The 13,258-nt window shown below is 28.4% G+C and carries 9 protein-coding genes; 4 read left to right on the forward strand and 5 right to left on the reverse strand.

The genetic code is table 11. The features are described 5' to 3' along the window. Window positions 1-25: 25 nt before the first annotated feature. Entirely contained in the window at window positions 26-2,368 is a 2,343-nt protein-coding gene (locus C4S77_RS00460; protein WP_105245263.1) for a DUF5686 family protein, read from the reverse strand. Window positions 2,369-2,577: 209 nt separating this feature from the next. Here C4S77_RS00460 and C4S77_RS00465 point away from each other — a divergent pair, with 209 nt between their 5' ends. After that, window positions 2,578-3,102, forward strand: a complete 525-nt coding sequence (locus C4S77_RS00465; RefSeq protein WP_105245265.1) for a GNAT family N-acetyltransferase — start codon at window positions 2,578-2,580, stop codon at window positions 3,100-3,102. A 22-nt stretch (window positions 3,103-3,124) separates the two neighbouring features. Here the strand turns inward: C4S77_RS00465 and C4S77_RS00470 are convergent, their stop codons facing one another. After that, window positions 3,125-4,951: a TonB-dependent receptor plug domain-containing protein gene (locus C4S77_RS00470; protein WP_105245267.1), complete on the reverse strand. Its 1,827-nt coding sequence runs from the start codon at window positions 4,949-4,951 to the stop codon at window positions 3,125-3,127. Between the two features lie 63 nt (window positions 4,952-5,014). Here C4S77_RS00470 and C4S77_RS00475 point away from each other — a divergent pair, with 63 nt between their 5' ends. Then, window positions 5,015-6,499 (forward strand): aminotransferase-like domain-containing protein, encoded by a 1,485-nt coding sequence (locus C4S77_RS00475; RefSeq protein ID WP_105245268.1) that lies wholly within the window; start codon window positions 5,015-5,017, stop codon window positions 6,497-6,499. Between the two features lie 143 nt (window positions 6,500-6,642). On the opposite strand, the gene araJ is transcribed toward C4S77_RS00475, so the two are convergent. Further along, entirely contained in the window at window positions 6,643-7,797 is a 1,155-nt protein-coding gene (araJ, locus tag C4S77_RS00480) for an MFS transporter AraJ (RefSeq protein WP_105245270.1), read from the reverse strand. A 109-nt stretch (window positions 7,798-7,906) separates the two neighbouring features. Between araJ and C4S77_RS00485 the strand changes: the two genes are divergently transcribed. Together C4S77_RS00485 and C4S77_RS00490 are read left to right on the forward strand one after the other, a co-directional pair. Further along, window positions 7,907-8,764 carry an aldo/keto reductase gene (locus C4S77_RS00485; RefSeq protein WP_105193818.1) on the forward strand — a complete coding sequence of 286 codons (858 nt, stop codon included), beginning with the start codon at window positions 7,907-7,909 and terminating at the stop codon, window positions 8,762-8,764. A gap of 104 nt (window positions 8,765-8,868) precedes the next feature. After that, window positions 8,869-10,005, forward strand: a complete 1,137-nt coding sequence (locus tag C4S77_RS00490; protein WP_105245272.1) for a glycosyltransferase family 4 protein — start codon at window positions 8,869-8,871, stop codon at window positions 10,003-10,005. On the opposite strand, the gene C4S77_RS00495 is transcribed toward C4S77_RS00490, so the two are convergent. Together C4S77_RS00495 and C4S77_RS00500 are read right to left on the reverse strand one after the other, a co-directional pair. Continuing rightward, window positions 10,002-11,030 carry an FAD:protein FMN transferase gene (locus C4S77_RS00495; protein WP_105245676.1) on the reverse strand — a complete coding sequence of 343 codons (1,029 nt, stop codon included), beginning with the start codon at window positions 11,028-11,030 and terminating at the stop codon, window positions 10,002-10,004. The genes C4S77_RS00490 and C4S77_RS00495 overlap by 4 nt on opposite strands. 26 nt (window positions 11,031-11,056) lie before the next feature. Then, the gene (locus C4S77_RS00500) at window positions 11,057-13,255 is read right to left on the reverse strand and encodes a PepSY domain-containing protein (RefSeq protein WP_105245274.1); all 2,199 of its coding nucleotides are present in this window, start codon (window positions 13,253-13,255) and stop codon (window positions 11,057-11,059) included. Between the last annotated feature and the right edge of the window lie 3 nt (window positions 13,256-13,258).

A 13,258-nucleotide genomic window follows, 5' to 3' on the forward strand; every position in this document is an offset into this window, starting at 1 on the left:
TACTTTTATACTTCAACATTATAAATTATTTAAATAGAGTATAAGTTAGTTTTAAGTACAGATTATTATCAAAATTTCCTGTATGATATGTGCCTAATCTGTAATATGCTCCAATTCCAAAAATACTAATCAGCTTATTAAATTCAATTCCGACTTCCTGATAATATTTTTCCGGTACTGAAAATTTATGTTCTGAATGTAATTCTCGGTGTTCTAAATTCCCTATCATTCCATTATAAACTATAGTTATATACAAATATTTATGTCCAAATACTCTTAAATCTTTAAAAGTATGTGAAAGGAAAAAAGCAGTATATTGGCTGGCAAAAAAGCTTCCTGGATGTATTGTTTCAAAAGTGTTATATCCTTTTAATTCAAACCGCCCCCATACACTGGAGCCATTTTTTACTACTCCAAAACCTTCATACAGATTTAATAAAGTAGTTTTACCTGAAATATATCCTGCGTTTGCTGTAATTTTAGTATTTCCTAGTGAATTTTCCCATTTTAAAAAAGAAGTTAAATCAATTTTATTATATTCAAAATCTGAAGAAAATGCATTCCAACTTCTAGTATAATTAAAGAAAAAGTATGGCAAATTATCTTCAATAGCAATTTTATCTATAGGGGTTTTCATATATTTTACAAATGGAGTAAACTTAATTCTTAATGAGGTCGCAAACTGATCGTATTTTGTATAAGTAGGATTCCCTTTGTACGAATAATTAAAAACTGGTTTTTGTTTTTGATAGTCAGCAACTATGGCTGCTGTAAAAATATCAAAAAAATCCTGTTGGTATTCCAAAGTCCCTTTTTCATGTCTATAGTAAATATTATTGGATAAATTATTAGTTTGATCTCTTATATTTTCAATAGCACCATACTCCCTAAAACGATTTTTTCCTGCAGCATTAACATCTGATTCTGCAAATAAACAAAGTTTCCCATTATTAATTTTATTTACAAAAAAATCTATTCCTCCTCCAAATTTCATTTGTTGGTCTTTTGTTGCCCAGGCAGCAAAACTTCTTACTGAAAAATCTTTGCTGAAATCATAATTAGTTCTTCCTCCAAATTGAAACCTTAATCCTTCAAAATCGTTAAAACGTACACTATTGAACAAATCAAAATTAATTTTCCCTACTTTTACCTCTCCATTAAGTATAGGAGAAAAAAATTGTATTTTTTTTATTAATTTATATTTTTGTGATAAACTGTCTATTGTCAGGTATGTATTTAACTCACGTCTTGTTAAAATAGGATTCCTATAAAGAGATAATTTTTTATCATTGTCCCAAAAATCTTTTTCTGTTTCATAATTGTAACCGAAAAATTCTTTTTTGGTAAATGATACCATGGTCTTAAATTTTGAATATACAGTGCTTATTGTTGCCCAAGAATGAGCTCCGGGATTATTTTTATTTAATATACGGGTTATGGGGAAAAATATTTTAGTGTATTCACTATGTGTAAACCAGATTCCGTAGTGTGGTTCTCTTTCTATTTTATAGAAATACGTTAAGTTATCTTTTATAGTTCCTATGTAACGCACCAAAGCATAACTCTCTGCATCTACAAATAAAGTTCCATTAGATGCTGCTATAGAATTATATTGTTTTTTAAGATAAAAAACTACTTTATACGTTTTCCTATGATTTATTTCTAAACTATCTACTTTTTTAAACCTGTAAAATTTAAGATTTTCTTCTTCTAAAAAATCAGGTAATTCATTCATCATTAAGGCTTTTGCTAATGCTTCATAAATCGGCTTTTTTATTCCAGACACATTATTGGCTTCTATAATGTTTTTCTCTCCTAATTTTTTATCATATTTATGAATCATAGCTCTTTCAGCTATAAAAAACATAGAATAGGGTAAAATTGTTTTTATCTGATTATTAATTATTTCCCTCTTTTTTTTAGGTGTTTCAATATAATGAAAAGATGAACTATCTGCATCTATTTCAAATTTGGTATATGAAGTATATTGATAATTTTCTAAAGCATGTGGATTGTTAATTTTTTCTTTTTTTATCATTTGAAAAATTATACTTTCTGCATCAGAGGATTTTTTTTTATACTGTTCCTTAGATTCTAAATAAATAGTATAATAATCTTCATTTATAATCTCATATTTAGGCATATACTTTGCTGCTTCTACAAAAACAGTTTCATTTTCCATTTTTTCGGTTTCGAGTAATATAGTTCCTTTAGCATCGGATATTCCTAATAATAAATTATTCGTGTGTAAATATATCTTTGCTCCAGATATAGGTAAATTAGTATCAAAATCTATTACATTAATAGTAATTTGCGAAAAACAAAAAAAGGAGAAAACAAAAAAAACACTAAAGAGTATATATTTCATATTAATAATATGGACCTTCAATATATAACGTTATTTTTTTTATAAAATTATAACACCTAGATATATTTTATAACATTATTTATATACTATAAATTAAATTTAAACAATATCAAAATTGGAAGATTATTATATTTACTATTATATACTTTTTTATCATTTCGTATATTTACAAGTAGCTATAAAATATCAAAAGTATTTATGTAAGTTTTATGAAGTCCTTTATAATCCAAAAAATTTCTGCAAATGATCTTTATGAATTGCAAAAAATATCTAAACAAACTTTCTATGAGACATTTTCTCAAAAAAACAGTGAAGATAACATGCAAAAATACTTAGATAAAAACTTTAGTATATCTAAATTAACAGATGAAATACTTGGAAATTCAGAATTTTACTTTGCTATTATAAATGGTACTATTGCAGGCTATCTTAAAATAAATTTTGAAAATTCCCAAACTGAATTAAAATATAAAAACTCTGTAGAAATTGAACGTATATATGTTTTAAAAAAATTTCAGAAAAATAAAATGGGCCAGTCATTAATAGATTTGGCCATAAAACTTGGTAAAAGAGAAAATGCTGAATTTTTGTGGCTTGGTGTATGGGAAGACAACCTAAATGCTATAAATTTTTATAAAAAAAACGGTTTTGCTGAGTTTGATAAACATATTTTTTTATTAGGTGAAGAAAAACAAACAGATATAATGATGAAACTAAATTTAAAATTTTTGTGAATATTTGGTTGAATTCTATATGTTAAAATATATTTTTAAAACTTATTCCCATCAGTATCCACCTACCTTGCATAGGTACTAAGTTTGTTTCTGTATATTGCGTATTTAAAATATTATTTACCTGAACAAAAGCTGTAATTTTATTTAATTGATACATTAGTTTATCATCCAATAAATGATAATCTTCTAATGAAGCCCTATCATTATAACGATAAACAATTTGATTACTAAAATTTTTCATCAATTTATGTTCTATTTTTATTACTAACTGATGACGTAAATTATCGAGTGAGTATTTGGAAAAATGGGCTTTTATATTTTTGAGTTCATTATCTAAATAGGTATATCCGATAGAATAGGACTTTATAAATGTGGTAAGAAAATGTTGTGTAAAATCTACTTCCACTCCATTTGTATTAACTTTAGCTATATTAATCGGCTTCCATTTATCATTTTCTTTATCTTTGGTCCAATCTATTAAATCTTTAGATTCCCTTCTGAAAAAACTTATAGACCCTCTTAGCTTTTTACTAGATAATCTATACCCTAATTCATAAGACAAAGCATTTTCGGGTTTTAATTCTGAATTACCATCGTTAACCGGATCAGAGTAATATAAATCTGAATATGAAGGAATTCTATAGGTTTTTCCAAAATTAGCAAATATCTTATTTTTTTCATCAATTCTATACCCTATATCTATTCCGGGATACCAATAATTTCCCATATCTGAATAATGAGCAAAACTAATACCAGGAGTAATATCTAAATGATTGTTCAAAAATAAAAAATGATGATCTAAAAAAATATAACTTACTTCTCTTTCCCTTTTCCCTAAATTATTAGAACTTAAAAATTCTTTACGAAAATCTCCTCCTACACCGGTAGTACCTAAGATAGATACATATGTCCCCACTACTTCTATTCCTATATTATTCCCAATATGTAGATTCCTATATGCCATAGGATTATTACGATTGTACAAATATTCATCTTGAGACCTCCTCCAATAAGCATTGGTACTTACTTTAAAATTACCTAAAAATTGGTTCCAGCCTAAACTTACCAGTGATGTCTGAATTTGTTCATATTGATCTTCGGCCTTGGGTGAAGAATAAAATCCATTAGCTCCAAATTTTTTTTCAATAATTCCTGCCTGAAATTGCATTTCTCCTTTATTTAATTTATATTTATTTTGATACCATACATTTTTTATAAGATAATCAGTATTAAAGCGATATCCATCAGATTGTGAAGTTTCAACCTGAAAAAATTGAGATAACTTTTTTCCTGATAAATTTAGTGCTGAACTTAATGAATAGGTACCAAAATCTCCACCCGAACCTGTAACTGTTACATCATTTTTTCCTGACGGACGAGTTACTATATTAATAGCTCCGGCATAGGCATTTTGCCCGAAACGACGAGCAGCCGGACCTTTTATTACCTCAATACGTTCTATAGCTGCCATATCAAAAGGAATATTAAGAGTATTATGTCCTGTTTGGCTATCATTCATGCGTACTCCGTTAACTAACACTAAAACTTGTTCAAAAGAACCTCCCCGTATACTAATATCTGCCTGTACACCATGCACACCTCTTTGGCGCACATCTATTCCAGAAAAATATGAAAGTAATTCCTCAATAGAGGCAGCAGGAATTTCCTCAATTTGCTTACGGGTTATTATCTGTATATTTTGGGAGGTTTGGGAAAATGGAAGAGAATTTGTTTTCCCTTCAATAATTACATGTTCTAATTCCTTACCTTCCTGTGCGTAAAAAATTTCAGAATAAAAAACTAATAACAAAAACAAATATTTTTTTATTATACTCTCTTTTTTAATCATTGCTTTTATTTTTCACAAATTTATTACCTTGCCGGAGGATCTATATATACCAGTTTTATAATTATGAATAGACCGGTCACCATACCTTTCAGTAATTTTATAATAATTGACAGAAAATCTCCCCAATCTGTATACCTGCAAATTGTAATACAAATAATTAATGCAATTCAAAGAGGATTTCTTTTTCCCGGTACTAAAATACCCGGAACCCGTATACTAAGCAAAATACTTAAGGTTAACCGCAATACAATGATAAGAGTATATGATGAATTAGAAGCTATGGGCTGGATTGAAATACTCCCTAACAAAGGAACATTTATTGTAAACAAGCCTGAGAAAAAGATTGAAAAAATACAAACTTTATATAAAAACTATTCTTATAGCTATCCTTCTAAAACAGGATTTACCTTTAAACAATCTCAAATCTTAGATAATCCATTTGAAATTTTTTCTACTTCAATATGTTTAAATGATGGAATTCCGGACATACGACTGCTTAATACCCTACAATTATCTCAACTATATTCATCAAGTTTAAAAAGAAAAAAAAATCAAAAAAATTTAGAATATCCTTTACATAAGAGCAAAGATTTTTTTAAAGAAAAGCTTTCCAATTTTCTAAATCTTACCCGTGGACTTCACATTTCTCCTAAAAACCTTATAAGTACTCGAAGTATGGAAATGAGTATTTATATTACTTCTCAATTATTAATATCTCCCGGAGATAAAGTTATCGTAGGAAAACTCAGCTACTTTATTCCCAATATGATTTTTCAAAAATCAGGGGCTCATCTTTATACAGTTCCTGTAGATATGGAAGGAATAGATACATTAGAAATAAAAAAACTATGTGAAAAAACAAAAATCCGTATGTTATATATAACTTCCCACCACCACTACCCCACTACGGTAACACTTAGTGCTCAAAGAAGGCTTGAATTACTTGAACTTTCTCAAAAATACGGTTTTATTATACTGGAAGACGATTATGATTATGATTTCCATTATGGTAATAGCCAAGTTTTACCGCTTGCTAGCTCTGATTCAAAAGGAATGGTGGTTTATATAGGTTCTTTCGGAAGATCTTTGACCTCTGGTTTTCGAACTGGATTTGTTGTTGCTCCTGAAAATTTGATTTTGGAAATACAAAAGTTTTTAGGAATACTTGACCGACAAGGCGACATTTTTATGGAGTATGCTTTGGGTGAGCTTATAGAAGAAGGTGAAATACACCGACATTTAAAAAAAACCTCTGCTACTTATAAAGAAAGGAGAGATTATTTGGCTGTTTTGTTACAAAATCATTTAGCAGAATATGTAAATTTTAGGCTTCCTTCGGGTGGATTAGCTATATGGACAGAATGGGAATCTTCTATCAATTTGTTGAGATTAAGAGAAAACTGTAAAAAAAAAGGTGTTTTTATCCCTAAATCTTTACTTTATCAAACTCAAGATATTTCTGCTATTAGAATGGGATTCGGAAGTTTTAACGTAGAAGAATTGGAAGAGATTGTAAGGTCAATTAAAATGAGTTTAATGTTAGAATAATTCATTTATATATAAATTATGTATTCTTTATTATACTCAAACTAAAAATTTAATTAAATGTGTATATATTTTACTAAAAATCATTTTTTTAACTCAGAAAAAAGAAAGAAAATAAACCAAAAGCTAAAAAAATTTGTCAATAGTTAGAATTTAAGTTTTGATCTATATATCGTGTAATATAAAAAAATTAGAAATCCTATAAGAGTTAAAACTACACCAGGTAATGCACAATATTCATAAGGGTAATTTTTACTAATAGGAATTCCTCCTAAAAGAGCTCCCAAAGCATTACCTATATTAAAAGCTACTTGTGCCAATGCAGCCCCTAACATCTCTCCTCCTTTTGAATTTTTTAATAAGAGGATCTGCTGAGGGGCCGATACTGCAAACAAACAGCCGGTACAGATAAACATAAGGAGTAAGGAAGCAGACCGGGAATGAACTAAAAAAAAGAAAGATAACAAGGTAACCATTGCTAATCCTTGAGTAACTGTGGCCACTTTCTGAGGAGTATATTTATCTGACAATTCCCCGCTTATTATATTTCCAAGTACCATACCTAATCCTGCAAACATCATAACTCCTGTCATAGCTTCTTCTGAAAAGCCTACCGATTTAGTCATAATGGGATTTATATAGCTATACCAGCAAAAAATACCTCCATTTCCTAATATCGTTGTAAATATGATAAGCCAAGGATTTATATTTCTTAGGAAATGAAATTGATTTTTAAATCCTGTATAAGGCAAAGGTTTAAGCTCTGGCACAAATTTTTTTATTGACAAGAAAATTAATATACCAAGGAGTGCAATTACAAAGTAAGTAATTGACCATGAATACTGATTACTAATAAAAGTACCAAGAGGAACCCCTAAAAGATTTGCAATGGTCATTCCTGAAATCATTCCTGCAACGGCAGAAGTTCCTTTTCCCTTTTGTGCAAGCTTATTGGCAACAATAGAACCTACACCGAAATAAGCCCCATGAGGAAGCCCTGAAATAAACCTGAATACAAGGTTTAGTTCATAATAAGAGCACAATGAAAAAGATAAATTGCCAACAATATAGATAAGCATTAGCATTAATAAAATCCTTTTTAAAGGGAGCTTTCCTGAAATCAATACCAGTAAAGGGGCTCCTACCGCTACTCCCAATGCATATGCTGAGATAAAATGACCGGCTTTCGGAATGCTTATAGATAAATCACGTGCTATATCAGGTAATATTCCCATCATTCCAAATTCAGACATTCCTAGCCCTAAAGTACCTAAGGCTAAAGCTATGATTGATTTTCTCATAAATCTATATTATTGAAACATACAAAATTATGGTAAATAAATTTTTAGCTCAAATTTCTCAATAAAAAATTTTTTATTGTACATTTGAAACCAATAAAAAAAAGAAATAATGAATATTACAGATCTTTCTGGAACTACTACTTTATTAAATGGGGTAAAGATGCCTTATCTTGGACTAGGAGTATATAAGGCAGAAGGGGGAAAAGAAGTGGTTGATGCAATCCATTATGCTTTAGATGCAGGTTACAGGCATATAGACACCGCAGCCTATTATTATAATGAAGAAGGCGTAGGAAAAGCGATTAAAACAACAAATGTTCCTCGTGAAGAAATTTTTGTAACCACTAAGGTTTGGTTTAACCAACAAAAGTATGAAGATACATTTAAAGCTTTTGATGAATCAATGAAAAAGTTGGGTCTAGATTATTTGGATTTATATTTGATTCATTGGCCACATCCTGATTTTTATCTGGAAGCATGGAAAGCCATGGAAGAATTATACAAAGCCGGAAGAATACGAGCTATTGGTTTATGTAATTCTTTACAACATCATATTCAAGGTATTTTAAACCTTGGAGGAACAGTACCTATGGTAAATCAAATGGAATTTCATCCTAATCTTGTACAACAGGATTTACTGGACTTTTGTAAACAAAAAAATATTCAGTATGAAGCATGGTCTCCTTTAAAACGTGGAGCTTTGTTTGATAATCCGGTATTGAAAAAATTGGCTGAAAAATATAATAAAAATATTGCTCAAATTATTATACGTTGGGATTTGCAAAAAGGAGTAGTTACTATTCCTAAAAGTACTAAGAAAGAAAGAATTATTTCTAATGCAGACGTATTTGATTTCCATTTATCTGAAGATGATATGAAAAAAATAGATTCTTTAGATAATAATGATAGAACCGGTGCTCATCCAGATCATTTTTTAGAGTATTTTGCTAAAAAAGGGATCAAATAAAAAATCAATAAAAGTTTTTCATCATTCTAATGTAAATATATTAAACAACTCTTGTTATAGTGCTAGGGTATTTTTTATTCTGAAAAAACTAACTGCTACTTTTAATGAAAATAATCTATTGTATTGGTAACATTCATAACTCTGGGGGAATTGAACGAATTATTTCCACTAAAACTAATTATTTAGTTAATAAAGGTTATGAAATACATATTGTTGTAATATATCCTGCTCCTAAAACTCCTTTTTTCAACTTCGATTCACGTATAAAATTCCATTATTTAAATCTGGATTTTGAAAAAGAAAAAGGATTAAAAAAGAAATTCCACTTTCGCAGGAATAAAAAGGTATTCCTTCAAACTATTTCTGTTTTATTTCATAAAATAAAACCGGATATTGCTATTTCTACTTTTTGTAAATATTCAAAATATATATATGAATTAAATGATGGAAGCAAAAAAATAATTGAACGTCATTTCGCTAAATATAAACGAGCTCAATATTATTCTAAACTGGATAAATACTATTTAGGTAGGATAATAACATACTTATATCGTTTAAATGATTACAATATTTGTAAACATTTTGACCGTTTTATTGTATTAACTCATGAGGATCAAAAATCTTGGGGACAAAATCTATTAAACATAGAAGTAATTGAAAATCCTATTACTATAATTCCCCAACACTCTGCATGCCTTGAAAATAAAAAAGTAATTTCTTTAGGCAGGTTAAATCAACAAAAACAGTTCCATCATCTTATTAAAATATGGAAAATAATATCTCAAAAATATCCTGATTGGAAATTATCTATTTATGGGAATGGAGAACAAGAAAAAAAACTAAAAAAACTGATTTCAAAATTAAACTTGAACTCATCAATTGAAATAAATTCTCCAACTTCTGATGTGAGTTCTGTTTTATTAGAAAGTTCTATTTATGCCATGACATCTAAATATGAAGGATTTTGTTTAACATTAACTGAAGCTATGGTTCATGGAGTACCTCCTGTTACATATGACTGCAAATCTAGCCCGGCAGAGATTATCAAAAATGGAGTAGATGGATTATTGGTACCTTTAAACAATAAGAAAATTTTCATACAAAAACTATCTTTTTTAATTGAAAATGAAAAATTAAGAAAACAAATGGGAAAGGCTGCTTCTTTAAATATATTGCGCTATTCACTAGATAATATTATGCAAAAATGGATAGATTTATTCGAACGTTTAATTTCTTCTTAAAATTTAGATTTAGGGGATAGTTGTTTTTCATAAATTTTTAATTTAATATTAAAATTTTTAGATTTCCTTATATTACCATCAGTTGTAATAATCAGACAGCTATATTCCGGAAAACGATCTATTAATTTGAATCCTTTTTTTTCACCTAACACCATAAGAGAAGTACTGAATCCATTAGCCATTTCTGCATTAGGACCAATAACGGTTACACTCTCAATTCCTCTAACAGGATATCCTGTTTGGGGATTAATTATATGAGAATATTTTTTACCATTAATTTCAGCATATTTTTCATAAGAGCCTGAAGTTGTCACGCTTTTATCATGAATTGTAAATGCTCCCATAATGTCAGCAGGATTAAAAGGATTTACTATTCCTATCTTCCATTCTTTACCATTAATTTGTTTTCCCCAAGCACTTATATCACCGGAAGCATTAATAATTCCTGCTTTAACATTTTTATTTAACATTAATTCTTTAGCCTTATCTGCAGCATAACCTTTGCCTATGGAACCAAATCCTATTTTCATACCGGGATTTTTTAAAAAAATTGTAGAATTTAGACTATCTAAAATAATATTTTTATACCCGATATTTTTTATTGATTCTTTAATTTGTTTAGAAGAAGGAATTTGTACCATAGAACCATCAAATTTCCAAATTTTATCAATTGCAGCAAAACTTATATCAAAGGCTCCTTCTGTAATTTCTGAAATATACAAGGCTCTACGGGTAAGTTGCCAAACCTCCGGATCTACTTTTACCGGGCATATACCTGCATTTTGATTTACTTTTGATATTTGTGAGTCCGATTTCCAATCAGAAATTAAATTTTCTATACGAAGTATTTCATTTATGACGCTATCTATATGTTTTTCAGCTGTTAAAGAATCATCTGCAATTATAGTAAAATCAAATCTGCATCCCATAAGTGTAGTGGAGCGGTTTCTTTGTACTTGTGCATTAATTGATATAAAAAATAAAGCAACCAATCCATAAAAAATTTTTAATATTTGAGAATTCATTTTCATGAGTGTTTACCATTATTCCTTTAATAACAATCGGTCAATATTTGTCCTTGATTTTTGTATTCTATTATTCTTTCCTGATATTTATCAAAAACAATTTCATCTAAAATTTTCTCAACATTAGTCTGCATTTGTAATGATCCGCAAATCATTATTACTCCATTATTTTTAAGCATATCTGCAAAAAAATCTTTGTCTCTTTTTACTAAATCCATTACATATCGTATTTCCCTCATTGAAGAAAAAGAAAAGTCATATTGCAATAATTTTCCTTGATTAATTTGTTCTTCTAAAAATTGTTCATATTTTATAACTATCTCGTTTTCTTGTCTAAATCCGCAATAGAGTGAAGTTTTTGTTTTTTTTAGATTTTGTGCAATCATACCTAAAAAGGGGCCTATTCCGGTACCGTTTGCTATTAAAACTACTTGATTTGCTTGTTCTGGAAAATGAAAAGAAGTATTATTTATTACTCGGGCATAAATAGTATCTCCAGGATTACGACTGATTAAATATTCAGAAGCTAAACCTGAGGGATAATATTTTATAGATAATTGTATATTATTATTAATCTTTGCTATAGAATAATATCTTTCTTTTTCATTTTCTTTAGATGGATAAACTACTAAAATATCTCCTGAAGTAAATTTAATTTTTCCGGGCTTCAGTTTTATGAGAAATGTGTTTTTGGAATCATTAGGAATATATACTTCTTCCACCTTTATTTTTTTAAGTCCTTGAGGTATATATTTATAAAATTTAGTATCGGAATATAATTTTATAGGAATTATTTTATTCCACTCTTTTACCCATTCTATAAAATCTACTGGTGATTTATCATTTATTTTATGTATATTAATTAATTTCTTACTCCACAATTCTTTATTTAAAAGTTTATCAACCCACTCAGCAAAACCACAAAAATTATTATATAGCATAGACCCAAAGCCTATTACACAATAATTGACAGGATGATTTTGCGGATATTTTTTTAAAAGTATTTCAAATTTTTGAGCATTAGATGGAGCATCTCCTAAACCATAAGTAGAAGTGAAAATAAGCAAATACTCTGCTTGCGGAAAAGATTGATATTTATTTAATTCTGTTAAGTATGATTGTAGACCTTGTTCTAATAATTGTTTATAAACTGCTTTAGCAAATCTAAATGTAGTTCCATTTTCAGAACCTACTAAAAGAATAATCTTACTTTCTTCTTTTGTATACTTATTTTTAAATTTAGGAGATTTTCGTTTCCAGGTAATAGAAAAACCGGAATATATGAAAAATAAAATATATAAACTTGAAATAATTAGAATAAATGCCCAAACTATACTGTTTCTTCCAGTGTGCAAATCTAAACCAATATTTACAAATTTTTGCGAAATTGGAAAATCAATTTGTGATACAATAGAACCATTGAATTGATTTACTGTTATTTCTTTATCTTTTAATTTAATAATATAATAATCATCGGGTTCTTCTGAAAAAGGAAATTCTATTTTTTTTACTTCAGAAAGCTTGATTTGAGAAAACAAAGGTATATCCTTAAAATCTATTTTTTTAGTAGTTGGATCAGGTGATTGTTTTGAAGTAATTTTATGTTCTGTTTTAGGAAAAAGATTAAATTTTTCCATAGTAAGATAAGTACCAGTAACTGAAATAATGATAATCGGCAAAAGCATCAATCTTCCAAATAATGCATGATAATATTGTGGTGAAGAACTTTTTTTAATTCTTGAGAAAAAACGAGTAATTTTCTTTTGTCTTTTTATTATTAATATACTTCCGGATGTTGCTATTAAAAATAATAAAAATGAATTTATTCCTACAATAATCCTTCCCGTATCATGTAAAAATAATGACCTATGAAAAGACGTTATCCATTGTATAAATTTGTTATTTTTTTTAGGAACTCCAATTATATTCCCATTTTCAGGATTAATATAGCCTTCTATATCGTTTCCTTCCTTATCTAAACCCTGTATTTTCACATAAGAATTATCTGTAATTTCTAATTCCGTAATTTCCAGATATTTTTTTTGCAAAACAGGTAAAGTCTGAGCTAGGCTTATTTGTTTTATTTGATGTATATGATAAGGAGAAACATTATTTTCGATTGCATTAAAAGCAAGTATGGATCCCGTAATGGAAGCCATACTTAAAAATAGAAATGAAATTAATGCTAATGTTAAATGGGCATATCTCCAGATGGAAAGAGTCATTGA

It is taken from the genome of Apibacter adventoris (assembly GCF_002964975.1).
GTDB classification, from domain to species: domain Bacteria; phylum Bacteroidota; class Bacteroidia; order Flavobacteriales; family Weeksellaceae; genus Apibacter; species Apibacter adventoris.